The following is a 26,784-nucleotide window of genomic DNA, read 5'->3' on the forward strand; positions in this document are numbered from 1 at the left end:
AGGCCGCGCGGTTGGGAGATTAGATAACATCCATGTCGATCTGGAGCTATGCAAACCCGGTCAAGTTTCTTGGCCTGAGCGCGAAAGTGCAGCCGTTCCTTTGGGGGGCCTCGGCCATCTGTGTGGTGGGCGGGCTGATCTGGGGGTTCTTCGGCACGCCGGATGACTTCCGCCAAGGCTCCACCGTCAAGATCATCTACCTGCATGTGCCCGCCGCCCTGATGGCGATCAATGCGTGGTTCATGATGCTGGTCACCTCCCTGATCTGGCTCATCCGCCGCCATCACGTGAGCGCATTGGCCGCCAAGGCCGCAGCCCCCGTGGGCGTGGTGATGACGCTGATCGCATTGGTGACGGGTGCGATCTGGGGCCAGCCGATGTGGGGGACATGGTGGGCCTGGGACCCGCGCCTGACGTCGTTCCTGATCCTGTTCCTGTTTTACCTCGGCTACATCGCGCTCTGGGAAGCGGTGGAGGACCCGGACACAGCGGCGGATCTGACCTCGATCCTGTGCCTTGTCGGGTCGGTCTTTGCAGTGCTCAGCCGCTATGCGGTGCAGTTCTGGAATCAGGGGCTACATCAGGGCACTTCGATCCCGGTGGCGACGGGTGGGCGGTCGGTGGCGGATGTGTTTTTCTACCCGCTCCTGATGTGCATGGTTGGGTTTGGATTGCTGTTCCTGGCGCTGGTGCTTTATCGCACGGGCACGGAAATCCGCCTGCGGCGGGCCGCGGCCTTGCGGGCACGCGCGGGGCGGGCGGCATGATGCCCGATCTGGGGAAATACGCGGGCGAGGTCACCTCCGCCTATATCGCATCGCTGGTGCTGCTGGGGGTGCTGGTGCTCTGGACGCTGCGGCGCGGACGCGCGGCGCGCGCCGAATTGCAGGACGCGGAACAGGAGAATGGCAAGGATGGCTAAACTCCGCCCGATGATGCTGATCCCGCCGCTGATTTTCGCGGGCTTCGTGGTGATGGCCGGGATCGGCATGTTCCGCGAAGACCCCGAAGGCTTGCCCTCCACGCTGGTGGGTAAAATGGCACCGGGGCTGCCGGAGGGGGGGCTGGAAGGCTTCCCGCCTGCGACGTCGGAGATGCTGGCCTCCGGTCAGGTGACGCTGGTGAACTTCTGGGCCAGCTGGTGCCCGCCCTGCCGCGCGGAGCATCCCAAGCTGTTGGAAATGCAGGCTGCGGGCATGCCGATCATCGGAGTCAACTTCAAGGATCAGCAGGGGACAGCCGCCAAATATCTGACGGAGGATGAGAACCCCTTTGTCGGGGTGGGCTTTGACCCGCAGGGGCGCACGGCGATTGACTGGGGCGTGACCGCACCGCCGGAGACGTTCATTCTGGATGGCGACGGCAAAGTGTTGTTCCGGTTCGCCGGGCCACTGGTCGGGTCGGATTACGAACAGCGGTTCCTGCCTGCGCTGAATGAGGCGCTGGGGCGCTAAAACACTTCTGTTGCTCCCAGTTCGAAGCGCACACTAGAGCAGCCAACCCAAAACCTGAGGCACTCAGCCAAACAGAACTTTCCCAGGACCAAGCGTCGCGGCGCAGCCGGGGCTGGTTGCCCCTGCAAGACGCGACGCGCCGGGATTGGGGAAATTCCGTTTGGCCCTTCGGGTTGCGCGGAAAGGCCCCGCCTCCGGGCGGTTCCGGCTTGACCGGGCAACCAGCCCGCGCTGCGCCGGAACACACCCGCATCCGGAGCCTTTCTGCGCAACTGAGTGCTTCAGGTTTTGGGTTGGCTGCTCTAGGATATTTAAGGCCAAAAAGAGGGGCGGGGTGGTCTGCTCTAATCCGCGATTGCGACCGGGTCGGCGGTGGTCTTCTGTGCGTCCGCGTCAGAGGGGATCGCCCCATAGACAACAACAGCGACAAGAAACAAGGCGGGAAGGATGGTTCGGATTGCCATAACGGGCCTCAACAGGATTACGGGTTAACAACACTACACGCCAAGAATAGCACATTTCTGGCATCTTGTGTGGGGAAAATTTACCCTGCGTTACCTGTTTCTGAACGGGGCCGCATTAGAGCCTGTAGCCGCCCGACACGGTGATCGTTTCCCCGGTGATGAAAGCCGACGCATCCGAGGCAAGGAAGCGCGCGACCTTTGCGATGTCTTGCGGTGTGCCGGAGCGGCCGAGGGCGGTCATGTCGGTGAACGCCTGGACCAGATCGGGCGGGCGCGGGGCCTCCACCCGTTCGATGGCACCGGGCGCGATGCCATTCACGCGGATGCCGTGCGGCCCCAGCGTTTTGGCCATGCCGCGGGTGAAGGTGTTGAGCGCGGCTTTGCTGGCGGAATATCCCACAGCCCCCATCGCGGGCAGGGTGGCGTTGACGGAGGAGATGTTGATCACACTCGCCCCGCTTTGCAGGTGTGGCAGAGCGGCGTCCAAGAGCGCTTTGGGAGCGGTGACATTCACCGCGAAGGTGTGGGTGAGGTCGGCATCGTCCATCGCGATGGCACCTGCGTTGTTGACGATCACGTCGAGGCGGCCGAAGCGGGCGATGATTTGGGCAATGATGTCGGGGGCTGTCGTGGCGTCGGACAGGTCTGCGTGGATGGCCAGCGCGTCAGGGTAGGCGGCCAGCAGGTCATCGGGGGGTGTGCTGTGGTAGGTCACGGCGATGGCGTGATCGGCGGCGAGGTTGTCCGCGATGGCGCGGCCAATGGCGCGGGCACCGCCGGTGATGAGGGCTGTGGGTTTTGCTGTGGGGTGGCTTTGCATTTGCGAAGGCTATACCGTCGGTGTGTGTGGTTAAAGGTCTGGTTGGAGCTCAAGCACGACGCCTGTTTGAGCACCCAGCACGGAATCAAGGGCCTTGGCCCGCCGTGCATCGCCAGACCGCCCCACCGGGCTGGCGATTTGGCTGCCACCAGCGCATCCTTCTGTTGGAGCAATAACTTGGCAGCCATAAACTGCCCCGAACCCACGTCGGATCGCCACCCCGCGGTCTGGCAATGCACGGCTTTTGTTTCGAAAGTTAAGCACCTCAGCACAGCAGACATCAGATCTTGCCCCCAATGCCACAAACAAAAAGACCCCCGCCACATGCGGCGAGGGTCTTCCGTTTTACGCGTCCGTTACAGCACTACTCCGCCGCAATCGCATCCTCTTTCGCCAGATCACGCAGCACGTAATGCAGCACGCCGCCGTGTTCGATGTATTCAATCTCAATCGCCGTATCGATCCGGCATTTGATCATGATCTCCTTCACCGTGCCGTCGGCCATGGTGATGGCGCAGGGCACTTCCTGCAGCGGCTGGATGGTGTCGAGGCCGGAGATGCTCACCGTTTCCTCACCCGTCAGGCCCAGTGACTTGCGGCTGTCGCCATTTGTGAACTCAAACGGGATCACGCCCATGCCGACAAGGTTGGAGCGGTGGATCCGTTCAAAGCTTTCGGCGATCACGGCTTTCACGCCCAGAAGCGCCGTGCCCTTGGCCGCCCAATCGCGGGACGATCCGGCACCATACTGCTCTCCGCCAAAGATCACCAGCGGGGTGCCCGCCTCCTGATAGGCCATCGCGGCATCAAAGATGGAGGTCTGCTGACCATCGGGGCCTTTGGTATAGCCGCCCTCAACCCCATCGAGCATCTCGTTCTTGATGCGGATGTTGGCGAAGGTGCCGCGCATCATCACCTCGTGGTTGCCCCGGCGTGAGCCGTAGGAGTTGAACTCCCGTGGGGCGACCTGCCGTTCGGTCAGATACTGACCGGCAGGGGTGGTTTCCTTGAACGACCCGGCGGGGGAGATGTGGTCCGTGGTGATCATATCGCCCAGCACCGCGAGCACTTTCGCGCCTTCGATGTTGGTGATCACACCGGGCTCTGGCGACATGCCCTGAAAGTAGGGCGGGTTTTGCACGTAAGTCGATTGAGGCGGCCAGTCGTAGGTTTTTTCCTCAGTCGTTTCAACGCCCTGCCACTTCTCATCGCCTTTGAAGACGTCGGCATATTTGGTCTGGAAGGCCTCACGGGTCACCGTCTGTTCGACCAGTTCCGCAACCTCCTGCGTGGTGGGCCAGAGGTCCTTGAGGTAGACGTCCTTGCCGTCGGGTGTCTGGGCAATCGGGTCTGTGGCCAGATTGATGTCCATCGTGCCCGCCAGCGCATAGGCCACCACAAGCGGCGGTGAGGCGAGGTAGTTGGCGCGGACGTCCGGCGAAATCCGGCCTTCGAAGTTGCGGTTGCCGGACAACACGGAAGTGGCCACCAGATCACCGTCATGGATGGCTTTGCTGATCTCTGGCTGCAAGGGGCCGGAGTTGCCGATGCAGGTGGTGCAGCCGTAGCCGACGAGGTTGAAGCCGATCTTGTCCAGATCGTCCTGCAAGCCTGCGGCTTCCAGATAGGCGCTGACGACCTGAGAGCCGGGGGCGAGGGAAGTTTTCACCCATGGCTTGCGATCCAGACCCAATGCAGCGGCTTTGCGCGCGACCAATCCCGCGCCGATCATCACATAGGGGTTGGAGGTGTTGGTGCACGACGTGATCGAGGCGATCACGACCTTGCCGCTCTCCATGGTATAATCCTCGCCTTCGACAGCCACTTCCTTGCCCATGGGGCGTTTGAAGGTGTTGGCCATTTCATTTGCAAAGGCTTCTTTCGCCCCCGTCAGCGCTACGAAATCCTGTGGCCGCTTGGGGCCGGAGATCGCCGGCACGATGGTGCCCATGTCCAGCGTCAGCGTGTCGGTGTAGACGGGCGCGTAATCATCGCCGCGCCACATGCCGTTGGCCTTGGCATAGGCTTCGACCAAAGCGATGCGGTCCTCATCCCGGCCCGTGGTGCGCATGTAGCGCAGGGTTTCACCGTCGATGGGGAAGAAGCCGCAGGTGGCACCATACTCAGGCGCCATATTGGCGATGGTCGCGCGGTCTGCCAGCGGCAGGGTATCAAGGCCCGCACCGTAGAATTCCACAAATTTGCCAACCACGCCTTTTTCGCGCAGCATCTCCACAACCTTCAGCACCAGATCGGTGCCGGTGGTGCCTTCCATCATCGCCCCGGTCAGCTCGAAACCCACGACTTCAGGGATCAGCATGGAAATCGGCTGGCCCAGCATCGCGGCTTCGGCCTCGATCCCGCCAACGCCCCAGCCCAGAACGGCCATGCCGTTGACCATGGTTGTGTGCGAATCCGTGCCGACGAGCGTGTCGGGGTAGGCGACCTCTTCGCCATGCTGGTCTTTGTCGGTCCAGACGGTTTGCGCCAGATACTCAAGGTTCACCTGATGGCAGATGCCGGTGCCGGGGGGCACCACGCGGAAGTTGTTGAACGCTTTCTGGCCCCACTTGAGGAAGGTATAGCGCTCCATGTTGCGCTCATACTCGCGGTCGACGTTCATCTGGAAAGCGCGCGGGTTGCCGAATTCGTCGATCATGACGGAGTGGTCGATGACCAGATCGACCGGGTTCAGCGGGTTGATCTTTTCCGCGTCGCCACCCAAAGCCACTAGACCATCGCGCATGGCGGCCAGATCCACCACGGCAGGCACACCGGTGAAATCCTGCATCAACACGCGGGCCGGGCGATAGGCGATCTCCCGCGGGTTCTTGCCGCCTTTGGCGCCCCATTCGGCGAAAGCCTTGATGTCATCCACGGTCACCGTCTTGCCATCCTCGAACCGCAGCATGTTTTCCAGCACCACTTTCAACGCGGCGGGCAGGTTGGAGAAATCGCCAAGCCCGGCTTCTTGCGCGGCGGGGATGGAGTAATAGGCGATGGATTGGCTGCCTGCGGTGATTGTCTTGCGGGTGTTGCTCGTGTCCTGACCGACTTGGATCGTCATGGTGGCTCCCTTCGGGGGTAAGTGGCTACGGAGAATTGAGGCCTCAATGCCATTCTAGAGGGCGCGTTTCAACCACTATTCATGGGGTTTCGTGATTTTTGTATACCACGGTGTACCGAAATTGAGCAAAATTTGACGTTCTGCACACGTCCGTCTCAACAAACCTTGATTGGTTATTTCAACCGAACACCGTTACATGCCGAGAGACGCGACGACGAGAATTGGAATCACATGAAACACTTTGCCACAGCCCTTTTGGCCGCGACCCTTGGACTGGCCCAGCCAGCCGTGGCGCAACAGAACCCTGTGGTGGTGGAGCTTTATACGTCGCAGGGGTGCTCAAGCTGCCCGCCCGCAGACAAGATCCTGCATGAGCTGGCCGACCGGGACGACGTGATCGCGCTGGCGCTGCATGTGGATTATTGGGATTACATCGGCTGGAAAGACCCCTTCGCGGATCCCGCCCACGCCGAACGCCAGCGCGCCTATGCGCGGCAAGGACAGCGGCGGTCGATCTACACGCCGGAAATGATCGTGCAGGGGGAAAGCGACATCGTCGGGGCCAAACCGATGAAGCTGAGCGAGGCGATTGCCATGCACGCGCGCCGTGCCCCAGGCATCGCGCTTGAGCTGGCGCGCAGCGGCGACACCGTAACGGTCAGCGCGCAGATGCTGGGCGCGGCCAGCGGACCGATGACAGTGCACCTGCTGCGTTACACCCCGATGCAGACGACCAAGATCAAACGGGGCGAAAACGCAGGCAAAACGCTGAAATACGCCAATGTGGTGCAGGGCTGGCAGGTACTGGGCAAGTGGGATGGCGCCGCACCGCTGGCGCTGGACGCGCAGGCAACAGGTGATCTGCCCACAGTGGTGATCATCCAGTCCGGCAATGCGGGCCCCATTCAGGCCGCCGCACGCCTGCGCTGACGCCCCCTTCCAAATGGTTTTAAAAACCCCGCCGGAGGCTTGAAATCTCTTTTGGCGGTCCAGAAGAGATTCTAACGCTCCGCGGGGGTTTTTTAAACCATTTGGAAGGGGCGGAGGTCCGATGCAGGGGGACCTTGGGTCCTGATCCTCAGGGCTCATGGGCGCGCCACCGCCGATGGACCCAGAACCATTGTTCGGGATGGGCGGTGATCTGCGCGGACAGGCTGTCATTGAGCGCCTGTGTCATGGTCTGCGCATCACTGGGCGGCACCGGGGCTTCCAGCAAGACGTCGAAACTTACCCCGTCAGCCTGCCGGATGCCATAAAACGGGATCAGCAGCGCGTCATAGCGCAGGGCAAGTTCTGCCGCCGACAGGGCCGTGCGGGCGGGTTGGCCCATAAAATCCAGAACAGGCGCGTATTGCACGTGCTGGTCAAACAGCAGCACCAGCTGCCCACCATCTTTGAGGTGGCGCACAAATCCGGCTGTGCCGCGCCGTCCCTGTGGGAAGACGGGGCCGCCGAAAGCCTCCATCGTTTTCACGTAATGGGCGTTGAAATAGGGGTTCTTCATATCGCGGTAAAGGCCGCCGATGTCGTAGCCGCGCGCGACCAATGCGGCGCGCGTGGCCTCGTAGTTGCCGAAATGGCCGGTTACCAGAATCACGGGCCTGCCGCTCTGCGCCGCCTCTTCCAGTGCCGCCACGCCCGGTCCGCGCGGGGTCAGCTTTGCCATCCGGGCCGGGAAGTCGCGGGCGGAATAGTTCTCGATAAATGTGCGGCCCACGTTGTTCAGGCAACGTGCAGCGATCTCGCGCCGCCGGGGGACGGGCATCTCGGGCCAGATCAGCGCGAGGTTGTCCAGCGCGCGGCGTTTGTACCCGGCCAGCGGGCCCAGCACATATTGCACAAGGCCACCGACAAAGCGCAGCCGCAGGCCGTAAGGCAGGCCAAGGGCAAGCCGGATCACGCCCAGGATCAACCCGTTGGTCAGGTAGTGACCCGCGCGTCGGGCGAAAGAAGAAGGAGGCGGGGCGGGGGGTGACATGAACCATCGCTTTGACGCAGGGGCCCAAGACATACCGCGCGCACCCGGTGCCAACAAGAGGCGGGGCGGGCAGGGTGCCCGATCTCATCCCACCGCACCTCTGGTCAGTCTTCGGGGTCGTCTTCCACCACCAGCAGGATGTCGCCCGATTGTTCCATCGCGCGGATGGTGGTCACGATTTCCGACATGGCTTCTTCCACGTCATCGGCTTTGACCTTGCCTTTCTCCGCCATCTCATCGCGCAGCTGGTCGGCCATGCGGCCGGACATGTTTTCCAGAATGAAGCTGATCACCTCGGCAAAGCCTGCGTCTTCCGCCCCGGCAAGGGCGGTGACCAGCACCGCCTGATCGACTTCGCGCAGGATGCGCGGGATGTCGCGCGGGGCGATGCGGGTGGGGATGTTGCCGAAGGTGAAGATGGCCTTGCGCACCGCATCGGCAAAGCCCTGATCGGTTTCATCCAGCCCGGTCAGCACATCATCACGGGTGATGGTGCGCGAGGAGTTCAGGATCGCACCCACCCGTTCCACCGGCCCTTCGTCAAAGGCGCGCAGCGGCTGCGCATCCAGCTGCATCGCCAGGGACAGGCCGATCCGGTCCACCGCATCCGGGGTCACCTCGGAGGTTTGGGAGACCGCATAGGCAATCCGCCGCGCCTGCGGGCCGGGCAGCTTGCCCAGCAATTCCGCCGCCAGAGGCACCGGCAGTTTGGACAGCATCACGGCGGCCACTTCGATGCTTTCGCTCTCCAGCACCGGCAGCAACCGCTCCGCTCCCAGTTCCTTTAGGCGTTTCCACGGATCGCCCGCCTGCCGCACGCCCGCTTCCTTGCGCAGCCGCGCGGCGGTCTGCGGGCTGATGGCACCGTCCAATGCGTCCAGCGCGCCGGCCATGCCTGCGGGGAAGGAGAGGCCGATCCGCTCCACTTCGTCGACAAATTCGGAAATCACCGCCGCCAGCGTGTCGCGGTCCACCACGCGCATCCGGCTCATCTGTTGGGTCAGTTTGACCTGCAACGCATCGGGCAGGTCTTCCAGCGGCAGCTCCGCCCCTTCGTTCAGCAACAGCCGCACGATGATGGCCGCCTTGGCCGCAGGCCCCAGCGGGGCTGTCGAACCTGCGCCACTGTCTCCCATGGAAGGCAGCGGCGCAAAACTCGTTAACGGAACAATGTCGTTCATCTAGCCTATCCCCAAAAGCCCCACGGCCCTTGTGACAGGCAAGGATGAAAAAAGACTGAAATCAGTAGTTAAACGTCTCTCCGCTGGCAATGGCCCTGGCCAGAGACGCCTCGGCCCAGGTGCCGGTGCCGCCATGGGCGCGGATCGCCTTGAGTTCCCTGATCGCGGCGGTGATATTGCCCATCTCGACCAGACCCTGCCCCATGTAGGAGCGTGCCAGCACGTTGGCGGGATTGGTTTCGATCGCGCGGGTGTAGAAGGCCATGGCCCTGTCCACGTTGCCCATCTTGCGGTTGGTGAAGCCCATGTAGGTCAGCGTGCGGTCATCTTCCTGCGGCATCGCGGCCAGCACGGTTTGCGCATCATCATAGCGGCCTGCATAGGCCAGCGACCGGACTGTTTCATAAAGCGTATCCACATCCAGATTGCTTTCCTGGGCATTCACGCAGGTCTTGGTCTTTTTGTCATAGACCAGCCCGGTCTCACACTTGGGCTTGCTTGGCGCGGTTTCATTGCCGCCACCGGCGGCCAGCGCCATGGAGGTGGCCCCGAGGGGCAGGGTGAGGGCGGTGGCGAAAACAAAAACTTTCATCGGTATCTCCTGTCTAAAACAAAGGGCGCGCTGCCCGGCATTGGTGAGATCATAGGCGTCTCTGAATAGAAAACCCGCATGAAGTGGGTTTTATTTGGTCACAGCTGCGTTATTTTTTCACTTTTTGCCAAATTCTTTGGCTCAAAACGCAAAACGCGCCCCGGATCGCCATGTGGATCGAAGCGCGTTTTGGTGTTTGTTCAGTATCTTAGGTGCTGACAGGCAGGCAGCTGTGGGTGGTGGTGTCATAGCTGGTGCCTTCGGCACAGGACATCGCCTGTTTCTCTTTGCCGTAGTTGCAGCCTGCCGCAAGGCTGAGCGTTGGCGCCGCTGTCAGGGCCAGGGCAATCGCAAGGGTCTTGATCTTCATGGTCCGTCTCCTTTTGGTTGATTGCGTAAAGGTACACCGTTTGCGCAAGATTTCAAACGTGCCGTGCGGGGCTGCGACATTTCGGATCAGCGCGTCCCGGCCAGCGGTGCGTTCGGGGGGAGGGGGGCGCAGGGATATTTTTGGCCAAAAAGAGGGGCCAGGGCGGTGGTCGGGTGGCGGCTGTTGCATGTGCAGCGGCGGGGGCGGGCACCGGTTGAGAAGGTTTGACGGTGTCCGAGGCCCCCGCGCCTGTGTTTGGGGTCAGTCGCCGAAGACGCGTTTGAAGATCGTGTCGACGTGTTTGGTGTGGTAGCCGAGGTCGAATTTTTCCTCGATCTCTTCGCGGGACAGGGCGGCGAGGACGTCATCATCGCCAAGGAGCTCGGTTTTGAAATCCGAGCCGTCTTCCCAGACCTTCATCGCGTTGCGCTGCACCAGTTTGTAGCTGTCCTCGCGGCTGACGCCTGCTTGGGTCAGGGCCAGCAGCACGCGCTGGGACATCACCAGACCGGAGAATTTGTTCATGTTGGCCAGCATGTTGTCGGGGTAGATCAGCATCTTGTCGATCACGCCGGTGAGGCGGTTCAGGGCGAAGTCCAGCGTGATGGTGGTATCGGGGCCGATGGCGCGTTCCACGGAGGAATGCGAGATGTCACGCTCGTGCCAGAGGGCCACGTTTTCCATGGCTGGAATGACCGCCATGCGGATGGTGCGGGCCAGACCGGTGAGGTTTTCGGTCAGCACCGGATTTTTCTTGTGCGGCATGGCCGACGAGCCTTTTTGCCCCGCCGAGAAGAACTCCGCCCCTTCCAGCACTTCGGTGCGCTGCATGTGGCGGACTTCGGTGGCGACGTTCTCAATGGAGCTGGCGATGACGCCGAGGGTGGCGAAGAACGCCGCATGGCGGTCGCGGGGGATGACCTGGGTGCTGATGGGTTCAGGGGTGAGGCCAAGTTGCGCGCAGACGTGTTCCTCGACCGCCGGGTCGATGTTGGCGAAAGTGCCGACAGCGCCGGAAATGGCGCCAGTGGCGATTTCCGTGCGGGCGGTTTTGAGGCGGGTGAGGTTTCGGTCCATCTCCGCGTAGAAACGCGCGAAGGTCAGGCCCATCGTGGTGGGTTCGGCGTGGATGCCGTGGCTGCGGCCGACGCGCACGGTGTCTTTATGCTCCATCGCGCGGCGTTTGAGGGCGGCGAGCAGCGCTTCCATATCCGCGATCAGCAGGTCAGCGGCGCGGGTGAGTTGCACGTTGAAACAGGTGTCGAGCACATCTGAGGAGGTCATGCCCTGATGCACGAAACGCGCCTCGTCACTGCCCACGTGTTCGGCCAGATGCGTGAGGAAGGCGATGACGTCGTGTTTGGTGACGGCTTCGATTTCATCAATGCGGGCCACATCGAATTCGACATCTTTGGCTTTCCACACGGCGTCAGCATTCTCACGCGGGATCACGCCCAGATCGGCCATGGCGTCGCAGGCATGGGCCTCGATCTCGAACCAGATGCGGAATTTCGTTTCCGGAGACCAGATGGCAACCATATCGGGGCGGGAATAGCGGGGGATCATGCGGACACCTTTTTCATGACTGTTGGCAGGCTCCCGCGCGGCATAGACTGACGCTGCGCGAAGGACAAGGTGAGGGGTGCCATGCGAGGTCTGATATCTGCGGTGATGCTGCTGGCGGCAGCGCCTGTGGTGGGGGAAGAGGCGGCGTGGCAGCCGATGAGCGGGGCGGAGATTGCTCACGCGCTGACGGGGCGTGTGTTGCAATACGACAGCGCGTGGCAGGATTTCCGGGTTTCGGGCCGGACGCTTTACAACGCCGGGCGCGACAGTTGGGGGTACTGGCGGGTGGAGGGCGACCGATATTGTTCGATGTGGCCGCCGTCCGATCTGTGGGCCTGTTATGACATGGAACGCAGCGGGCACCGGCTGCGTTTCATCGGCAGCGGTGCGGATGATGTGACCGAGGCCAGGTATCGCGACTAGATCAGTTCAGTCACAACATGAGAAGAGCGCTCCAACGTCCTGTGAACAGGGCATTTATCGGCAATCTCCAACAGCCGCTGGCGCTGCTCCGCGCTCAGGTCGCCTTCCAGCAGGATGGCGCGCCGCCAGGTGTCGATCTTGTCGCCCGCCCCGGTGTCGGCGTCCTGTGCGTGCACCTTGTTGTGGCTCACATCCACCCGCACATGGGCAAGCGGCCAGCCCTTGCGGCGGGCATACATGCGGATCGTCATGGAGGTACAGGCGCCAAGGCCTGCCGACAGGAATCCGTAGGGCGTCAGGCCACGGTTGGTGCCGCCATAGGCTTCGGGTTCATCGGCCAGCATATGATGGCCGGGGCCGGATTGCACGTCTTGCAGGAACCCTGCCGGGTCGGCCTCAGAAACGCGCACGATGCCTTCCGGCGCGCCGGGGGGCGGGGCGGGTGGGTTCAGCGGCAGATAGCGTCCGGCCCAGGTGGCAATGACATCTGCGGCATAGCAGGCGTCATCCTTGGAGGTGATCAGGTGGTCGGCATCATCCAGCGTGACAAAGCTTTTGGGGTGTTTTGCAGCCATGAAGATCGCACTGGCGTTCTCCACCCCGACAATGGCGTCCTTGGGCGCGTGGAGCACCAGGAGGGCGGCTTTGAGCTTGCCAAGCGCCTGCGTGAGCGCGGCTTGAGAGACATCCTCGACAAAGCCCTGACCGATGCGGATGGGCCGCCCGCCCAGTTTCACCTCTGCCGCGCCGTCGGCTTTGATCCGGGGCAGCGCATCCGCGAAGTTGTGGGTCACATGGCCGGGGTCAAAGGGCGCGCCAAGGGTGGCGACGGCTTTGATCTGATCGAGATCAGCCGCAGCTTTCAGCACCGCCGCCCCGCCCAGCGAATGGCCGATCAGCAGCGAAGGCGCCATGGCGCGGCCATTGAGGTAAGTTACGGCCGCCACCAGATCATCCACATTGGTGGTGAAGGAGGTATTGGCAAACTCCCCCTCCGAATGGCCCAGACCGGTGAAATCAAACCGCAGCACCGCGATGCCCATCGCCGCCAGCCGGGAGGCGATGCGCTTGGCCGCCGGGATGTCCTTGCCGCAGGTAAAGCAATGCGCAAAAAGCGCCGTGGCCAGATGCGGCCCGTCGGGCAGATCAAGGCGCGCGGCAAGCGGCGTTCCGGCGTGGCCGGGGAAAGTGATGGCTTCGGTGGGCATGGCAGGCTCCGGGGGTGTTGAGGAACCCTAGGGTGGGGTGGTTGACCCCCATGTGCAAGGGCTGTGTCAGCCGTTTCACGCGGGCGTGACAGGTTTGAGGGGGTTGCGTGCGCGCGGCAGCGGTGTAGCAAGGCACAGCGACCAGCGCGAGAAAGGGCAGATCATGGCTGACAAAACCCCCGCATCCCGGCACCCGGCGACCATTGCGGCACAGGCGGGTGGGGCAATGGATGATCACACCGGCGGTGTGGTGCCGGCGGTGCACCGGGCCACGACCTTTGCCCGCGGCGCGGACTATGCACCGCTGAACCCCGACAACATCTATCTGCGCAGCCATAACGAGAACGCGCGCCAGGCCGAAGCGGTGCTGAGCGCGCTGGAAGGGGCGGCGGAGACATTGCTGTTCCCCTCGGGCATGGCGGCGGTGGCGGCTGTCTTTCGCACCCTGCCGCACGGGGCGACAGTTCTGGTACAGCGGCAGATCTACTGGGGCACGACCCAGTGGATCACGGATTTCTGCGCCCGGCGGGGGATGGCGCTGGTGGAGGTCGAGGCTTCTGACACCGCCGCTTTGACGGCGGCCTGTGTTGAGCATCTGCCGGCCCTCGTCTGGGTGGAGACACCGTCGAACCCCTGGTTGCGGATCACCGACATCTCAGCTGCAGCAGAGGCGGCGCATGAGGTCGGCGCGCTTCTGGTGGTGGATGGTACGGCAGCCACCCCGGCCTTGAGCCAACCACTGGCCTTTGGTGCCGATATCGTCATGCACTCGGCCACCAAGGGCATCAACGGGCATTCCGATGTGCTGGCCGGGGCGCTGGCCACGCGCACCCCCGAGGCGCCGATCTGGCAGGCGATTGTGCTGGACCGCAATACGGCCGGCGCGGTGCTGGATCCGCAGGCCGCGTGGCTGTTGCTGCGTGGCATGCGGACGCTGCCGTTGCGGATGACGCGGATGTCGAAGACCGCCCAGGCGCTGGCAGAATTCCTGCACGATCACCCGCAGGTGGAGCGTGTACTGTATCCCGGCTTGCCGGATCACCCCGGCCACGCGCTGGCAGCGCGGCAGATGCCAAATGGTTTTGGCGGCTTGATGTCCTTCGTGGTCAGGGGCGGGGGCACGGCAGCGCTGCGGGCGGCAGGACGGTTGCAGCTGTTCCATCGTGCGACATCGCTGGGCGGCGTGGAAAGTCTGGTGGAGCATCGCCATACGATCGAACCACATACGGGCATCCCCGAAGGCCTCCTGCGCGTGTCGATCGGGATCGAGGACGCGGGCGATCTGCGCGATGATCTGGCGCAGGCACTGGGGCAATAGCAGAGACAAAAAAAGCCCCGGTGCAATGACCGGGGCTTGGCTGAAATAGCGTACTGAAAATAATTTAGGTCGTCTTGTTCTTGCGGCGGCGCATCAGGCCCAGACCGCCCAGACCCGCCAGCAACAGCGGCAGGGCCGCAGGCAGGGGGACCGGCGCGGGTGTGCCGGTCACCTCAAGCACCGAAGGATTGCCGTTGGCAGCTGCGTAGAACAGCTGGAAATTGCCACCGGAGAAATCGAACGCGCTGTTGATCACGGTTGTCGGCGCGGGCGAATCTGTTTCGATCATGCCGTTGTCGAAGAACTTGATGCCATCGTCATGCCGGATGTTCCCGGCGAAACCGCCCAGATCGAAGTCCCGGAAGCGGAACAGGGTGGTCATGCCCCAGGTTGGCGTGCTGAGGATGGAATTGCCCAGCGCTGTGCTCAGACCTGAAAACGTCCCGGAACCGGAGTTCAGGAAATCGAAGATGGTCGTGGTGGAAGATCCACCGGAACCAAGGTTGAAATCCAGCGCACCGGTATAGGTGAAGGTCTCATCAATGCGGGGCAGCAGATTGGCCGGACCGGCAAATGCGTTGTTCCGATCACCGCCCGCGTCAAAGTTCGCGACAGTGACTTCGAAGGTGCTGGACAGGAAGGTCGAGGCTTGCGCGGCCCCGGCCAGCAGCCCGGTCGCCAACAGCGCAGCAATAAGGGAATTCTTCAGACGCATCTTACCGTTCTCCATCGTTACTCTGCCCGCTTCAAAAGGAAGGACCCCCTCCCAGTGTCGAAACATGGCTACTCGTTACAGGAGATCAGATAGCAAGCCCGCCCCTTTGTGTGAAGGTGCGGGCCAGCAAAACAGGGCAAAAACAGGGCAAATTTTACGAAACACTCTGTTTCCACGCCGCATTGATGACACATTGTGTTCAATGGGTTGATTGATCCCGCATTGAAGACAAACAGGCATGTCCAGGGTCCGGGTCGCGCAGTGTTTTCCGCTTCCAAATGGTTCAAAAAACCCCGCCGGAGGCATGAAATCTCTTTTGGCGCACCAGAAGAGATTTTAACGCTCCGCGGGGGTCTTTAAAACCATTTGGAAAGGGGGGCTGAAACGCGCAGTCATTCCCCCATCAGGGCGGGATCGAAGGGGTACGTTGTGAGGTTCTCAAACCCGTCTTCGGTGATCAGCACCTGATCTTCCAGCTTGATGGAGAAATCCCCCCCCTCAGCACCAACCAGCGCTTCGACACAGAGCACCATGCCGGGTTCCAGCGGATAATCATATGCACCTTCAACGGCGTGATCGGGATAGGCCACCAGCGGCCACTCATCACACAGGCCCACGCCGTGCATCAGGCAGCCGTATTTGAGTTTCTGGAACTGGTCGTCGAGCACGTGGGTGTTGGCGCTGAGTTCGGGGATCATCACACCGGGTTTGAGCATCTGCATATTGGTCATGATGTGCTCAACCCCGTGCTGCATGGCATAGATCATGTCGGGGCGGGGCTTTTCCTCGCCGATCCACCAGGAGCGGGAGATGTCGACGCAGATGCCGTAGCTGCCCACAAGGTCCGTATCAAAGGAGATGATCTCATTCGGGCGGGTGAGCCGTGGCCCGCATTCCTGAAACCACGGGTTTGTGCGGGGGCCGGAGGCCAAGAGCCGGGTTTCGATCCATTCGCCGCCGCGTTTGATGTTTTCTGCGTGCAGCACCGCCCAGATGTCATCCTCGGAGGTGTTGCCCAGTGGGGTGTTGGCGCGGGCGAAGTCTTCCATGGCTTTGACGGCGGTTTCGCAGGCGTGGGATGCGCAGCGCATGGCAAGGATTTCGTCGGGGCCTTTGACGGAGCGCGCCTTTTCGGTCAGCTCTTCGCCTTCCATGACCTCAAACCCCTGCGCTTCCAGCGCGCGCAGCCCGTGCAGCATGATCTTGTCCACCGCGAGGCGTTTGTTGCCGCCGCCATGTGCGTCGATCAGCAGGCGCACTTCGTTTGCGAAAGTATCGGCGGCCACATCCACCTTGTCGCCGCGATCAAAGTAGAACAGATCCGCGCCAGAGCGTTGTTCGCGCACCAGCGGGTTGAATTCACTCAGGAACGGCGAGTTCTTGTAATCCCACATTACCATATAGCCATCCGCACAGACCAGCAGCGCGCGGAAGGGGTTGTGGGTGTTCCACAGCTGCATGTTGGTGCTGTCGGTGGCGTAGCGGATGTTCAGCGGGTCAAAGAGCAGCACGCCGCCATAGTCCCGCTCGACCACATGGCTGGTCAGGCGGTTCCAGCGGTATGCCCGCATCGTGGGCAGGTTCGGCAGCGTCAGGCCCGCCGCGCGCCATTCGGCGAAGGCAAGCTGTGTCGGCCCGATTTCCACCCGGTCGGCATCATTTGGCGTGCCGTCGGGCAGTGTGCGTCCCTGCGTCGGGTCGATCTTGCGGTTGTCGCGGTAGTGTTGGTTCATGGGCCACCTTCGATGCACAGGTGACGTCAGTTTTTGCCAGTTTTTTAGGCGATGTTTGCCGGAAACCGACCTTTTGAGATGTCGTTTTTCAAAGGCCCCTCGAAGGGCATACGGGCAGCGGACCGCCCGTATGCGTCTTTGGTGTTGCGCCTACCATGCCGGATGCAGCACCATATGGGGCTGCCCGTCAGAGGTCTTTTGCGGCGATCGGCCGTCGGCGTTCACGGTTGTGTTCACCTGCCGGCGGAAGGCGCTGAACATGTCCGATGTGACAACGTCAATCGCTTCATCAAACCGCAGGGTCAGCGACCAGAAGCCGGAGGCAGATTGCCGCGCGGCCTTGATTTTCCCGGTGAAGGGATGACCCAGATAGTGACCGCGCACCCGTTGGCCGGGGGCCCAGCCGGGGTGGCGATTGGCTGCTTGCGCGGCCAGCGTGTTCCAGTCCCGCGCGCCCCACTGGTGGGCTACGGTTTCAAGCGCGGCGGCATGGCTGATGGTCTGACCCCGGGACGCCATATCAGCACGCAGCCGCTTGGCCTGCGCCTTGAGCACATCACGGGGAGGGATGGTGGTGGTGTTCATATCTTACACTCCGTCTCGCCAGACAGGGATCAGGGGGGTCCGCGTTGCCCCTCAATCAGCGAGATTGAGGAAGATCATTGTTGCACAGGACTTCACCGGAATGCGGACGGCAGGGGCCTGACCCTTGAAGCGCAGATAAGCAAAGGCCCCTCGCAATGCAAGGGGCCGCCTATCTGTGACCTGCAGCAGGGTAGGAACCGGTCACACCGGCCAAGACACAGACCCCCCTTCAATCCCGGTGCCTGCATGCGTGCCTCTTGCGCGACGCGCGCCTCTCAAACACCGTCCTTGCCGCTCTTTTTGGCCATAAATATCCCTGCGCAGCGGCTGCTCCGGGTGACACATCCGTGATGGCCAGACCGCTCAGCTGTTGCCGTCAACAAGCCCCGCGGCATAGGCAATCGCGCGCTGGTAGTTGCCGCTGTCATTCCAGACGGACAATACCCGGAAGTTGCGCGTGCCATTGGCGAAGGGCTGGCCGGGCTGCCAGCCGTTCTGGCGCAGCATGTTGGCCGCAGAGGCCAGCGCATCGGCCGCAGTGTAGGGGTCTGCACGCCCGTCGCCGTTGCCATCCACGCCGTAGCGCAGCCAGTTGCCGGCGAGGAACTGCATATGTCCCAGCTCGCCGGACGGGCCGCCACGGGTGTCGGTGGAGATGATGCCGCGATCCGCCATGCTGAGGGCGGCAATCGCGTGGGGTTCAAACTTGGGATGGCGGCGGCAGTAGGACGACAGGGTCACCGCCCCCGATACGATGGGCGTCTTGCCCAGATACCCGCCCCAGCTTGTCTCCAGCCCCCAGATCGTGGCCAGCAGGCTGGCAGGCACACCAAAGCGTTTCTCGATCGAGGCGAAGGTATTGGGATTGCGGGCAATCTTGTTGCGGGTCTGGTTGACGAAATTCGCCGCCGAACTGCCGGAGCGTTTGGCCAGGAACCGGGCAGGGTCGCCCTGGGACACGCCCGTCTGGCTGGAGGGTCTGGATTCGAACCGCCAGGTGATGTCCGACAGTTTCGCCGCTGCCAGCGCCTGCTGGCCGCGCTGGCCCACACCCTGGGCTGCGGCCTGTTTGGCAAGGGTCGCCTTGTAGGCATTCCAGTTGCCTTTGTTGGTAATACACTCCGCAGCAAAAACGCCACCGGCAAGACAGGTGGCGACAACGGCGGACAGAAAGGTGGTTTTGAACGCAGGCATGACAATCCTCAAACAATGCAACTTCGGGCAAAGTCTAGCGGTGGGATTGGCGCATGCAAAGAAAAACCGGGGGGAGAGGTCCGGGCTTATTCGCTCAGCAGGAGCGCGGTCAGTTCACTGGTCACGGCAAAGGGATTGTTGGTGGGGCGGTCCATCATGTCCCAGGCGAAGACGATACCGCCGCAGACAAAGGAACACATCATCAGAGGAACCACCATAAGGGAGCCAAACCCGCGGCCCTTGCGCTTGCGCTGCTTTTCAGTCGCGGCGGCACCTTTATTGATACGATCAATTCGGGTAGCGAAGTCTGTTTGGCTGCGCATGGTACACATGCTCCACTGGTTACTATGAGGATGTTTTGGGTGAGGAGCGTGTTCAAAATGGGGCAGTGGGGGGGTATTACCGTGCGGTTTGTTAACGATTGAGGCGCGAGTTGGGCGCCGCATTGCAGCAATGGCGGGTCTGGAAAATCGGCGGGGACGCGCCCTGGGTTTTTCTAAAAAAAATTTTAAAAACATATGATTATGTGCGGCTGGGCAGCCGTTTAAGTGCCTACTTGGGGCCTGTCGCCCTGCCAAAAACCTGCCTTAACCGCGCGTTAACCCTATCTCAACCTTGGGTTAACCTCGTCTTAACCTTGAGTGGCCGCCTGCAAGGCAACCTTAAACTGGGTTTCTGTCACACTCACACAGCCCATCGACCGGCAGTTGTCGAGTTTCTGAACGTATTCCTGCCCGAGTGCGCCTTGACCGGCTGTCTGTGCTTCAAACACAATCATGCTGCGGATTGAATCGCGAACCATGTCGACGGAACTCTTGCCTTGCTGCGCCTTGAGCGCCGCACGCGCACGTTGTGCCTGTTCGGGCGTCCATTCTCCACTGTCGATATTGGCCTGAATGAGATCTTCCCGTTTGCTGTTCGCATAGCCGAGGGCAAGATCCGGCAACATGTCATTTGCCGAAGAAAGCAGGGTGCCAATGGTCGTGCGCCCTTCGTGTTCCGCCTGAGCGGTGGCCCTCATGCTGGCCACGACATTTTCCTCAGACGACAGGAACAAGTAGCCGACGACGGCTGCCAGCACCATCACCACTGTCAGCAGGGACCGCATCAATGGGGGCATGTCGGAGGGCGGCCTGCCGCGTGGCAATGTCGGTTCCGGGGAAGGGGTCGGGGTCGTATCGCCGCCGGGTGCGTCTTGGTTCTGCGCAATTCGGGCGAGCCGTTCTTCAAAGCTGCTTGGTGATTTTGCCATGGTCCGACAGAGACTCCGCATGATTTTCAGATGTGCCAAGGTCATGCCGAACTGTGTCGATGCTGTGAAACTTCTAGGGAAAAACAACGAAACATGGGGGGCTGCCCCAAATGCAAAAGGGCGGCCCCGCAAGGCCGCCCTTCCACTGTGATCCGGATCAGATCAGCAGCTGTAATACATGCCGAACTCAACCGGGTGCGGCGTGTGTTCATATGTTTCGATCTCTTCCATCTTCAGATCGATATAGCCTTCGATCTGATCGCGGGTGAACACGTCACCGGCCAGCAGGAAGTCCATGTCCGCCTGAAGCTCTTCCATGGCTTCACGCAGGGAGCCGCAGACCGTCGGGATATCCGCCAGCTCTTCGGCAGGCAGGTCATAGAGGTTCTTGTCCATCGCCTCACCGGGGTCGATCTTGTTCTTGATGCCGTCAAGACCGGCCATCAGGAGGGCTGCAAAGCACAGGTAGGGGTTTGCCGCCGGATCGGGGAAACGGGCCTCAACGCGCTTGGCTTTGGGGCTTTCGGTCCATGGGATCCGCACACAGCCCGAGCGGTTCCGCGCGGAATAGGCGCGCAGCACGGGCGCTTCAAAGCCGGGGATCAGACGCTTGTAGCTGTTGGTCGCCGGGTTGGTGAAGGCGTTCAGCGCCTTGGCATGCTTGAGGATGCCGCCGATGTACCACAGGGCTTCCTGGCTCAGATCCGCGTATTTGTCACCTGCGAACAACGGCTTGCCGTCTTTCCAGATGGACATGTTCACATGCATGCCGGTGCCGTTGTCGCCCGCGATGGGCTTGGGCATGAAGGTTGCGGATTTGCCGTAAGCGGCGGCGACGTTGTGGATCACGTATTTGTACTTCTGCAGCTCATCGGCCTGTTTGGTCAGGCTGTCAAAGATCAGACCCAACTCGTGCTGGCACGACGCCACCTCGTGGTGGTGCTTGTCGACCTTCATGCCCAGACGCTTCATGGTCGAGAGCATCTCGGAGCGCAGATCCTGAGATTCGTCCGTGGGGTTCACAGGGAAATAGCCGCCCTTGACGCCGGGACGATGGCCCATGTTGCCCATCTCATACTCGGTATCGGTGTTCCAGGATGCGTCCGTTGCATCAACTTCGTAGGATACCTTGTTGATCGAATTGGAAAAACGCACATCGTCAAACAGAAAGAACTCCGCTTCCGGACCCATGTAGGCCACATCGCCAATGCCGGAGGACTTGAGATACGCTTCGGCCTTTTCCGCCGTGCCGCGCGGGTCACGCTCATAGGCTTCACCTGTGTCCGGCTCCACCACGGAGCAATGCACGCAGAGCGTCTTTTCCGCATAGAAGGGATCAATATAGGCGCTGTCCTGATCGGGCATCAGCTTCATGTCGGAGGCTTCGATGCTTTTCCAGCCCGCGATCGAGGAGCCATCGAACATGAACCCTTCTTCCAGGAAGTCTTCATCGACCTGATCTGCCATCACCGTCACGTGCTGAAGTTTGCCACGTGGGTCGGTAAAGCGGATGTCGACATATTCGATGTCTTCGTCCGCAATCATTTTGACAACATTGCTCATTGTATCTGCGATCCTTTCGGTTCTCTTGGGATGTTACAGCGCGTCCGAGCCGGTTTCACCGGTGCGGATGCGGATTGTCTGTTCAACGGGGGTGACGAAAATCTTGCCGTCCCCGATCTTTTCTGTCTTGGCGGCGCTGACGATGGCCTCGATGGCGGCATCGACCTGATCGTCGTCCAGAATGACCTCGACCTTCACCTTGGGCAGGAAATCCACGACGTATTCCGCGCCACGATAGAGTTCCGTGTGCCCTTTCTGACGGCCAAAGCCCTTGACCTCGATCACGCTCAGGCCCTGGACCCCAACGTCTTGCAGGGCTTCTTTCACTTCATCGAGCTTGAAGGGTTTGATGATCGCTTCGATCTTTTTCATGGTTCCTCCCGGAGGCAGAAGTGCCTTTGATCTGCGTCATTTCATTTCGCTGCGGGGGAATCCATAAACGCTGCGCCATGGTGCCTGTGGTTTCGGCATTTGGCGGAGGTGCGCGCCCGCATTTTAGGCGATGCGCACAATTTTTAGGCATAAGTGAATCGATGGTGGGGAATAGATGACCGAACTGCTGACATCCGCGCAGATGCGCGCCGTCGAAAAGGCTGCAATCGACAGTGGAACTGTCACCGGACTGACGCTGATGGAGCGTGCAGGGCAGGGGGTGGTGGATGCGATTCTGGCCCAGTGGCCTGCCTTTGCCGAAGCGCCGCACCGGGCGATTGTGCTCTGTGGGCCGGGCAACAATGGCGGTGACGGATTCGTGGTGGCGCGGTTGCTGCGGGAGGCGGGCTGGGAGGTTGCTGTCTATCTCTACGGCGATGCGCAGACACTGCCGCCGGATGCCAAGGTGAACCACGCGCGATGGGCGGCTTCTGACCCGGTCCAGACTGTGGAGGCACTTGCAAAACGCGGCTGCAAGGATGACCCGGACACCCCGCCGCCGCTCTTTGTCGATGCCTGTTTCGGCATCGGGCTGACCCGTCCGATTGGCCCGCCCCTGGCCGACATCGTGGCGGCCTGTAACGACACAGCACACGGGCATGTGGTCAGCATTGATCTGCCCAGCGGTCTGGACAGCGATACCGGTCGCGCGCTGGGCACAGCAGGGACCGCGTTCATAGCAGACCTCACCGTTACCTTTCACCGGCTGAAGCCCGCGCATGTTGCCGCCGATGGCGCCCGGCACTGTGGCAAGGTTGTTGTTGCCGACATTGGCCTTTAGAGCAGCCAACCCAAAACCTGAAGCGCTCAGTTGCGCAGAAAGGCCCCGGCTGCGCCGCGACGCGCCGGGATTGGGGAAATTCTGTTTGGCTGAGTGCTTCAGGTTTTGGGTCGGCTGCTCTAGGCTTCCAAATGGTTCAAAAACCCCGCCGGAGGCCTGAAATCTCAATTCCCACCCCCCTGACCCGCGAAACGCTGGATATTGCGGCGCTGCACAAGCCGCAGGGCCATAAATTCACCCACGGCCACGCGCTGATCCTGTCAGGAGGCGCGGGACGTACGGGGGCGGCCCGGCTGGCTGCCCGTGCAGCACTGCGGGTGGGGGCCGGTCTTGTGACCCTCGGCGTGCCGCCTGCGGCACAGATGGAAGTGGCCGGGCATATCACTTCGGTGATGCTGACCCGCGTACCGGATGGCGCAGCCTTGCAGGAGGTCCTGACGGACACACGGCTGACAGCGCTTTGTCTGGGGCCGGGGCTGGGTCTGCACGATGAAAAACATGACCTGATCCAGGTCGTTTTGAAGAGCGGCTTGCCTGCGGTGTTGGATGCCGATGCGCTCACGCTGATCAGCCAGTCCGATAGGCTTTTTGCCGCTTTGCACCCGGCCTGCATCATCACGCCCCATGGAGGGGAATTCAGCCGTCTGTTCGGGGATCTTTCCGCAAAGCTGGACGGGGCGGATCTGACCGGACGCGCCGCAGTTGTAGGACAGGCCGCGCAGCGCGCGGGATGTACGGTCTTGCTGAAAGGGGCGCAAACGCTGATCGCAGCACCAGACGGGGCCTGCGATCTGCATGACGCCACAGGACCGCGTGCCGCGCCCTGGCTGGCCACAGCCGGGGCAGGGGATGTGCTGTCCGGGATCCTGTGTGGCCTGTTGGCGCGGGGGCTGCCGATGCGCAGCGCTGCCGGCCTTGCCACCTACCTCCACGTCGAAGCCGCCCGCACCTTCGGTCCCGGCCTGATCGCCGAGGATCTGCCGGAGCAGTTGCCAACCGTCTTCCGGAACCTTGGCCTTTAGAGCAACCGACCCAAAACCTGAGGCACTCAGCCAAACAGAATTTTCCCAAGACCAAGCGCCGCGGCGCAGCCGGTTGCTTTAGGCCGCGTGCAACACAGAGCCGCGCGCCCGCGCGGCGTCTGCCGTGCCCAGCTCCAGCCCGTCTGCATAGAGGATATGCGGGCCATCACAGAAAATCTGGAACAGCGTCGTCTCCCGCACGCCCAGATCGGTGATGAATTCGTCATCCACCAAAGCCCGCGCCGCGACCAGCGCCCGATCGGAATTGAAAAGCGCGCGCGCCCGCCAATCCCGGATCAGCACCATCTGGTCCCCCGCCAGCAGCGCATCGCGTTCGGGCCGCGTATGGCCCAGCGATCCTGCCGCAAGGGCAATGGTATGAATGTCACGTGTGCTGCGCTGGATATGTTCGACCTTGGACAGGCCGGTATCGCGGGTGATGACCTTGTCGCCCACGCTCAGGTGTTCGACCGGGATTTCACCATCGGTTGTCAGCAAAATGGTGCCAGTGATCAGACCAGTGTCCATCACGGCATATCGGGTATATCGATCCGCTGGACGGTCCGTGCCGCCCTCGCGCCCGACCGTATTCGGTTTCATGGGCGTATCTCTCTCGTTAAACCTGCCTCAGGTTATCCACAGACTAAGACAATATCGTGTTAATGTCTTGTCCTTTTTTGCTCTCGCCTATCGCGTAGAGGTTTGTTAATCAGCGGACGCTGCGACAGCGGCATGTGCGGGTGTGGCGGAATTGGTAGACGCACCAGATTTAGGTTCTGGCGCCTATGGCGTGGGGGTTCGAGTCCCTTCACCCGCACCACTACACACCAATTGGGTGTCGAGACCGCTCAAGGCCTTGAACGGAAACGCTATTTGCGGGGTTCTAGCTCCCTCATTTCGGCAGTATCTGATGCGGTCCGTGAAGGCCAATTTCAGAATTATTCGGCGCAAAAACACCTGCGATTTTCCGGAAGTTTCCCAGAGTTTCCATGGGTTAGCGAGAAACGCGAGTGCGGGTTCTAGTTTTTCCTCAAACGTCCCACTCGGTTCGGCCTGATGAGCGAGTTTTTCCCTCAGTCGCGCCTTATCGTGCTCATGCTGACTGATCCTCTCTTCGTATTTCTGGATGACAGTCGTATTGCTTGACGCCATGATGAGTTCAAGGAGCTTATCGATCTCCTTATCGATTGAGGTGAGCTTACGTTTTCCATCAGCTAAGATAGAGCTCGCCTGATCTTTACGGGCTTCCCAAATGTGGCGGAACATCTTTGCCATCATGCGGATCACACTTTGATCCGGCTGAAGCGATTTGATGATCTCGCCAACGTCATTCTCAATCTGATCGCGTTTGATTGACTTCCCGTAAGCGTCGCATCCTTTGGTTTGGCACAGCATGTACGGATAGAGCTTGCCCAGCTTCCCTCGCGAGAAGGATGACCGGAGCGGGACGTCACAGCACGCGCAGATCGCAATGCCGCGCAGGGCAAACGCATCACCGATGTTTTTCCTCTTCGGCGCTTTAGCGAAGCCAGCGCGCCGTTCCTGCACTTTGTCGAAGACTTCCAGCGAGACAATGGGTTCATGCTGTGCCTTCAACCAGTTGATGCCGTAATTTTCGGAGCAAATGTGGCCCGTGTAGACAGGTTGCGTCAGCATACGCGTCACCTGCTGCTGTTTAACTTGGCCGTTCTTGTTGAACGGGAAGTCCGGGAAGGTTTCGAGAAAGCGCTTCACTTCTGCCTGCGTCTGAAATCGACCAGAAGCGTACCCTTCGAACGCTTCACGTACAACACCGTCCCAAGGCGGGTCAAAGACGAGAACTTTCCCCTTAAATTTTTCCGTCTTATACCTGAATCCCACTGGCGCATTGTGAATCCAGAATCCGTTCTCCATGCGCGCTCGCATCTTCTGAGCCACCTGCCGCCCATTCTGTTTGCGTTCAAGCTGGCCCTGCGCCGCAAAAATTGTCTCTACGAACTCTCCTTCCGGGGTCTCGTCGAATGTATAGTTCAAGCATTCAATTTGAGCGCCGCGGTCGCGGAAAGCCTCACGAAGCCGAAAGTGGTAGTCGCGGTCACGTGCGAGTCTTTTCAGATCGTCGAAGAGGATGATAAATTTCTCATTGGGTTGCGCGTCGATAAACGCCAAAAGAGCGATCATACCGGGCCTTCGCATGAAGTCGCCACCACCTGTGAATGTATCGGGAAAGACGGCTTCTACTTTGAGCCCTTTGGCCTCTGCATACTGTCTGCAGCGTATTTCTTGCGACTCAAGTCCATGCCCGATCTCTTGCTGTGTGCGTGAGCTAACGCGCGCATAAATGATGGCTTTCTGTTTGCTCATACGGCCTCCCTTTCTGTCGTAGTGATTTCCTTCGAGTGTACCACAGCCGAGCGCAGAACAGCGGTGAGATCGAAGCTTTGTCCACTGTTTTCTTCTGCTGTATCGAGATCCCAACCGAGATCGACAAAGCTCATGGCGATGTTCCAGACCGTTTCGATGGCGTGCTGTTTCTCAGCTTCGGTTGCATCAATCTCAGCAAGCTCTGGAAGCCAGTCGCGCCAGTTGAGATGGATGCTGCACTTTTGCGGCGGTGGCGTTGGGGGCGTGGTGTTCATGCGGGTCCTTTCGTTGGTGTGTTGCTCCTCCTTATTGAGAACAAAAGAGGAACATAACATCACGTAAGTTGTTTTCTGGCAAGGATTATTTTCCTATTTCAGCTTCGGCGCGACGCCTTTAGCGCTGCTGTGATTGCGTGCGAGACGTTGTCCGCTCTGCGATACGGGCTTCTTTCTCTGCTTCACGCACGGGCGTATGGAATTTCTCTTCGAGGGCTTTTCCCTTCTCGTAGAGATCGGTGCCGTGCTGCTGGTGATAGGCGTCCTTCATCATGGCCTTGGCGCCCAACTGGGTGATGTTGAGTTCCTTCGCCAGTGTCACTGCTGCACGGTCGTAGGCCTTGTAGAACGGCTGCGTAGGGGCTTTTGATCCTCCCCCACTGAATTGGTCCTCCGCTATGTTTAGGAAAACGGAGGAGACACATGGCCAACAAGCGACCAAAGCCGG

The 26,784-nt window shown here is 61.0% G+C and carries 28 protein-coding genes and 1 tRNA gene; 9 read left to right on the plus strand and 20 right to left on the minus strand.

Annotated features, from left to right (window positions below; translation table 11 throughout):
• Positions 1–32 precede the first annotated feature (32 nt).
• The 3 genes from Q1A91_RS15665 to Q1A91_RS15675 are packed head-to-tail and all read left to right on the plus strand — an operon-like array spanning position 33 to position 1,454.
• A complete protein-coding gene (locus tag Q1A91_RS15665) occupies positions 33–767 on the plus strand; it encodes a heme ABC transporter permease (RefSeq protein ID WP_299879358.1) in 735 nt (244 codons plus the stop codon).
• Positions 764–922: a heme exporter protein CcmD gene (gene ccmD, locus Q1A91_RS15670; protein ID WP_299879361.1), complete on the plus strand. Its 159-nt coding sequence runs from the start codon at positions 764–766 to the stop codon at positions 920–922. The genes Q1A91_RS15665 and ccmD overlap by 4 nt, the downstream gene beginning before the upstream one ends.
• A complete protein-coding gene (locus Q1A91_RS15675; protein ID WP_299879364.1) occupies positions 915–1,454 on the plus strand; it encodes a DsbE family thiol:disulfide interchange protein in 540 nt (179 codons plus the stop codon). The genes ccmD and Q1A91_RS15675 overlap by 8 nt, the downstream gene beginning before the upstream one ends.
• Positions 1,455–2,033: 579 nt before the next feature.
• Here the strand turns inward: Q1A91_RS15675 and Q1A91_RS15680 are convergent.
• Both Q1A91_RS15680 and acnA read right to left on the minus strand, forming a co-directional pair.
• Entirely contained in the window at positions 2,034–2,738 is a 705-nt protein-coding gene (locus Q1A91_RS15680; RefSeq protein WP_299879367.1) for an SDR family NAD(P)-dependent oxidoreductase, read from the minus strand.
• Positions 2,739–3,102: 364 nt separating this feature from the next.
• The gene (acnA, locus tag Q1A91_RS15685) at positions 3,103–5,805 is read right to left on the minus strand and encodes an aconitate hydratase AcnA (protein WP_299879370.1); all 2,703 of its coding nucleotides are present in this window, start codon (positions 5,803–5,805) and stop codon (positions 3,103–3,105) included.
• 231 nt (positions 5,806–6,036) lie between these two features.
• Here acnA and Q1A91_RS15690 point away from each other — a divergent pair, with 231 nt between their 5' ends.
• Positions 6,037–6,735 (plus strand): thioredoxin family protein, encoded by a 699-nt coding sequence (locus Q1A91_RS15690; protein ID WP_299879373.1) that lies wholly within the window; start codon positions 6,037–6,039, stop codon positions 6,733–6,735.
• Between the two features lie 148 nt (positions 6,736–6,883).
• On the opposite strand, the gene Q1A91_RS15695 is transcribed toward Q1A91_RS15690, so the two are convergent.
• The 5 genes from Q1A91_RS15695 to purB form a co-directional block, all read right to left on the minus strand.
• Positions 6,884–7,783 (minus strand): lysophospholipid acyltransferase family protein, encoded by a 900-nt coding sequence (locus Q1A91_RS15695; RefSeq protein ID WP_299879376.1) that lies wholly within the window; start codon positions 7,781–7,783, stop codon positions 6,884–6,886.
• 104 nt (positions 7,784–7,887) lie between these two features.
• The gene (locus tag Q1A91_RS15700; protein WP_299879497.1) at positions 7,888–8,919 is read right to left on the minus strand and encodes a FliG C-terminal domain-containing protein; all 1,032 of its coding nucleotides are present in this window, start codon (positions 8,917–8,919) and stop codon (positions 7,888–7,890) included.
• Positions 8,920–9,025: 106 nt separating this feature from the next.
• Positions 9,026–9,556, minus strand: a complete 531-nt coding sequence (locus Q1A91_RS15705; protein ID WP_299879379.1) for a tetratricopeptide repeat protein — start codon at positions 9,554–9,556, stop codon at positions 9,026–9,028.
• A gap of 208 nt (positions 9,557–9,764) precedes the next feature.
• Complete coding sequence (locus tag Q1A91_RS15710) at positions 9,765–9,926, minus strand: hypothetical protein (protein WP_299879382.1); 162 nt, start codon at positions 9,924–9,926, stop codon at positions 9,765–9,767.
• A gap of 261 nt (positions 9,927–10,187) precedes the next feature.
• Positions 10,188–11,492, minus strand: coding sequence for an adenylosuccinate lyase (purB, locus tag Q1A91_RS15715; RefSeq protein ID WP_299879385.1), 1,305 nt, complete (start codon positions 11,490–11,492; stop codon positions 10,188–10,190).
• An 81-nt stretch (positions 11,493–11,573) separates the two neighbouring features.
• Between purB and Q1A91_RS15720 the strand changes: the two genes are divergently transcribed.
• Positions 11,574–11,915 carry a hypothetical protein gene (locus tag Q1A91_RS15720; RefSeq protein ID WP_299879388.1) on the plus strand — a complete coding sequence of 114 codons (342 nt, stop codon included), beginning with the start codon at positions 11,574–11,576 and terminating at the stop codon, positions 11,913–11,915.
• Here Q1A91_RS15720 and Q1A91_RS15725 read toward each other — a convergent pair.
• Entirely contained in the window at positions 11,912–13,123 is a 1,212-nt protein-coding gene (locus Q1A91_RS15725; protein WP_299879391.1) for a bifunctional alpha/beta hydrolase/OsmC family protein, read from the minus strand. The two genes, Q1A91_RS15720 and Q1A91_RS15725, sit on opposite strands and share 4 nt — an antisense overlap.
• 163 nt (positions 13,124–13,286) lie before the next feature.
• On the opposite strand from Q1A91_RS15725, the gene Q1A91_RS15730 reads away from it, so the two are divergent.
• Complete coding sequence (locus Q1A91_RS15730) at positions 13,287–14,441, plus strand: PLP-dependent aspartate aminotransferase family protein (RefSeq protein WP_299879394.1); 1,155 nt, start codon at positions 13,287–13,289, stop codon at positions 14,439–14,441.
• Positions 14,442–14,505: 64 nt separating this feature from the next.
• Here Q1A91_RS15730 and Q1A91_RS15735 read toward each other — a convergent pair whose 3' ends face one another.
• The 8 genes from Q1A91_RS15735 to Q1A91_RS15770 form a co-directional block, all read right to left on the minus strand.
• Positions 14,506–15,156, minus strand: coding sequence for a VPLPA-CTERM sorting domain-containing protein (locus Q1A91_RS15735; protein WP_299879397.1), 651 nt, complete (start codon positions 15,154–15,156; stop codon positions 14,506–14,508).
• Positions 15,157–15,548: 392 nt separating this feature from the next.
• Positions 15,549–16,889, minus strand: a complete 1,341-nt coding sequence (gene dddP, locus Q1A91_RS15740) for a dimethylsulfonioproprionate lyase DddP (RefSeq protein WP_299879400.1) — start codon at positions 16,887–16,889, stop codon at positions 15,549–15,551.
• 150 nt (positions 16,890–17,039) lie between these two features.
• Entirely contained in the window at positions 17,040–17,474 is a 435-nt protein-coding gene (locus Q1A91_RS15745) for a glyoxalase superfamily protein (RefSeq protein WP_299879403.1), read from the minus strand.
• A 363-nt stretch (positions 17,475–17,837) separates the two neighbouring features.
• A complete protein-coding gene (locus Q1A91_RS15750; protein WP_299879406.1) occupies positions 17,838–18,668 on the minus strand; it encodes a lytic transglycosylase domain-containing protein in 831 nt (276 codons plus the stop codon).
• A gap of 86 nt (positions 18,669–18,754) precedes the next feature.
• Positions 18,755–18,991, minus strand: coding sequence for a hypothetical protein (locus Q1A91_RS15755; protein ID WP_299879409.1), 237 nt, complete (start codon positions 18,989–18,991; stop codon positions 18,755–18,757).
• Between the two features lie 308 nt (positions 18,992–19,299).
• Complete coding sequence (locus tag Q1A91_RS15760; protein WP_299879411.1) at positions 19,300–19,965, minus strand: hypothetical protein; 666 nt, start codon at positions 19,963–19,965, stop codon at positions 19,300–19,302.
• Between the two features lie 117 nt (positions 19,966–20,082).
• Positions 20,083–21,483 (minus strand): type I glutamate--ammonia ligase, encoded by a 1,401-nt coding sequence (gene glnA / locus Q1A91_RS15765; protein ID WP_299879414.1) that lies wholly within the window; start codon positions 21,481–21,483, stop codon positions 20,083–20,085.
• A 33-nt stretch (positions 21,484–21,516) separates the two neighbouring features.
• Positions 21,517–21,855 (minus strand): P-II family nitrogen regulator, encoded by a 339-nt coding sequence (locus tag Q1A91_RS15770; RefSeq protein ID WP_299879417.1) that lies wholly within the window; start codon positions 21,853–21,855, stop codon positions 21,517–21,519.
• Between the two features lie 175 nt (positions 21,856–22,030).
• Here Q1A91_RS15770 and Q1A91_RS15775 point away from each other — a divergent pair, with 175 nt between their 5' ends.
• Complete coding sequence (locus Q1A91_RS15775; protein ID WP_299879420.1) at positions 22,031–22,696, plus strand: NAD(P)H-hydrate epimerase; 666 nt, start codon at positions 22,031–22,033, stop codon at positions 22,694–22,696.
• 131 nt (positions 22,697–22,827) lie between these two features.
• Positions 22,828–23,718 carry an NAD(P)H-hydrate dehydratase gene (locus tag Q1A91_RS15780; protein WP_299879423.1) on the plus strand — a complete coding sequence of 297 codons (891 nt, stop codon included), beginning with the start codon at positions 22,828–22,830 and terminating at the stop codon, positions 23,716–23,718.
• Positions 23,719–23,796: 78 nt separating this feature from the next.
• Here Q1A91_RS15780 and Q1A91_RS15785 read toward each other — a convergent pair whose 3' ends face one another.
• Positions 23,797–24,318, minus strand: coding sequence for a Hint domain-containing protein (locus tag Q1A91_RS15785; RefSeq protein WP_299879425.1), 522 nt, complete (start codon positions 24,316–24,318; stop codon positions 23,797–23,799).
• Positions 24,319–24,454: 136 nt separating this feature from the next.
• On the opposite strand from Q1A91_RS15785, the gene Q1A91_RS15790 reads away from it, so the two are divergent.
• Positions 24,455–24,538: transfer RNA gene (locus Q1A91_RS15790), tRNA-Leu, on the plus strand.
• Here Q1A91_RS15790 and Q1A91_RS15795 read toward each other — a convergent pair.
• The 3 genes from Q1A91_RS15795 to Q1A91_RS15805 all read right to left on the minus strand — a co-directional run.
• Positions 24,502–26,061 (minus strand): recombinase family protein, encoded by a 1,560-nt coding sequence (locus Q1A91_RS15795; RefSeq protein WP_299879427.1) that lies wholly within the window; start codon positions 26,059–26,061, stop codon positions 24,502–24,504. The genes Q1A91_RS15790 and Q1A91_RS15795 overlap by 37 nt on opposite strands.
• On the minus strand, positions 26,058–26,336 hold the full coding sequence (locus Q1A91_RS15800) for a hypothetical protein (protein ID WP_299879429.1): 279 nt from the start codon (positions 26,334–26,336) through the stop codon (positions 26,058–26,060). The genes Q1A91_RS15795 and Q1A91_RS15800 overlap by 4 nt, the downstream gene beginning before the upstream one ends.
• Before the next feature lie 118 nt (positions 26,337–26,454).
• Positions 26,455–26,784, minus strand: a 330-nt coding sequence (locus Q1A91_RS15805; RefSeq protein ID WP_299879432.1) for a hypothetical protein, incomplete at its 5' end; no start/stop codon positions are given.

This window comes from uncultured Sulfitobacter sp. (assembly GCF_947500075.1).
Lineage (GTDB): Bacteria > Pseudomonadota > Alphaproteobacteria > Rhodobacterales > Rhodobacteraceae > Sulfitobacter.

Coding starts and splice junctions, on each gene's coding strand:
- Q1A91_RS15775 (WP_299879420.1), top strand. CDS start 22,031: ATGACCGAACTGCTGACATCCGCGCAGATGCGCGCCGTCGAAAAGGCT.
- Q1A91_RS15680 (WP_299879367.1), bottom strand. CDS start 2,738: ATGCAAAGCCACCCCACAGCAAAACCCACAGCCCTCATCACCGGCGGT.
- acnA (WP_299879370.1), bottom strand. CDS start 5,805: ATGACGATCCAAGTCGGTCAGGACACGAGCAACACCCGCAAGACAATC.
- Q1A91_RS15770 (WP_299879417.1), bottom strand. CDS start 21,855: ATGAAAAAGATCGAAGCGATCATCAAACCCTTCAAGCTCGATGAAGTG.
- Q1A91_RS15700 (WP_299879497.1), bottom strand. CDS start 8,919: ATGGGAGACAGTGGCGCAGGTTCGACAGCCCCGCTGGGGCCTGCGGCC.
- dddP (WP_299879400.1), bottom strand. CDS start 16,889: ATGAACCAACACTACCGCGACAACCGCAAGATCGACCCGACGCAGGGA.
- Q1A91_RS15760 (WP_299879411.1), bottom strand. CDS start 19,965: ATGACCTTGGCACATCTGAAAATCATGCGGAGTCTCTGTCGGACCATG.
- Q1A91_RS15710 (WP_299879382.1), bottom strand. CDS start 9,926: ATGAAGATCAAGACCCTTGCGATTGCCCTGGCCCTGACAGCGGCGCCA.
- Q1A91_RS15705 (WP_299879379.1), bottom strand. CDS start 9,556: ATGAAAGTTTTTGTTTTCGCCACCGCCCTCACCCTGCCCCTCGGGGCC.
- ccmD (WP_299879361.1), top strand. CDS start 764: ATGATGCCCGATCTGGGGAAATACGCGGGCGAGGTCACCTCCGCCTAT.
- Q1A91_RS15665 (WP_299879358.1), top strand. CDS start 33: ATGTCGATCTGGAGCTATGCAAACCCGGTCAAGTTTCTTGGCCTGAGC.
- Q1A91_RS15745 (WP_299879403.1), bottom strand. CDS start 17,474: ATGAACACCACCACCATCCCTCCCCGTGATGTGCTCAAGGCGCAGGCC.
- purB (WP_299879385.1), bottom strand. CDS start 11,492: ATGATCCCCCGCTATTCCCGCCCCGATATGGTTGCCATCTGGTCTCCG.
- Q1A91_RS15690 (WP_299879373.1), top strand. CDS start 6,037: ATGAAACACTTTGCCACAGCCCTTTTGGCCGCGACCCTTGGACTGGCC.
- glnA (WP_299879414.1), bottom strand. CDS start 21,483: ATGAGCAATGTTGTCAAAATGATTGCGGACGAAGACATCGAATATGTC.
- Q1A91_RS15795 (WP_299879427.1), bottom strand. CDS start 26,061: ATGAGCAAACAGAAAGCCATCATTTATGCGCGCGTTAGCTCACGCACA.
- Q1A91_RS15755 (WP_299879409.1), bottom strand. CDS start 18,991: ATGCGCAGCCAAACAGACTTCGCTACCCGAATTGATCGTATCAATAAA.
- Q1A91_RS15725 (WP_299879391.1), bottom strand. CDS start 13,123: ATGCCCACCGAAGCCATCACTTTCCCCGGCCACGCCGGAACGCCGCTT.
- Q1A91_RS15730 (WP_299879394.1), top strand. CDS start 13,287: ATGGCTGACAAAACCCCCGCATCCCGGCACCCGGCGACCATTGCGGCA.
- Q1A91_RS15750 (WP_299879406.1), bottom strand. CDS start 18,668: ATGCCTGCGTTCAAAACCACCTTTCTGTCCGCCGTTGTCGCCACCTGT.
- Q1A91_RS15780 (WP_299879423.1), top strand. CDS start 22,828: ATGGTTCAAAAACCCCGCCGGAGGCCTGAAATCTCAATTCCCACCCCC.
- Q1A91_RS15675 (WP_299879364.1), top strand. CDS start 915: ATGGCTAAACTCCGCCCGATGATGCTGATCCCGCCGCTGATTTTCGCG.
- Q1A91_RS15800 (WP_299879429.1), bottom strand. CDS start 26,336: ATGAACACCACGCCCCCAACGCCACCGCCGCAAAAGTGCAGCATCCAT.
- Q1A91_RS15720 (WP_299879388.1), top strand. CDS start 11,574: ATGCGAGGTCTGATATCTGCGGTGATGCTGCTGGCGGCAGCGCCTGTG.
- Q1A91_RS15785 (WP_299879425.1), bottom strand. CDS start 24,318: ATGAAACCGAATACGGTCGGGCGCGAGGGCGGCACGGACCGTCCAGCG.
- Q1A91_RS15735 (WP_299879397.1), bottom strand. CDS start 15,156: ATGCGTCTGAAGAATTCCCTTATTGCTGCGCTGTTGGCGACCGGGCTG.
- Q1A91_RS15695 (WP_299879376.1), bottom strand. CDS start 7,783: ATGTCACCCCCCGCCCCGCCTCCTTCTTCTTTCGCCCGACGCGCGGGT.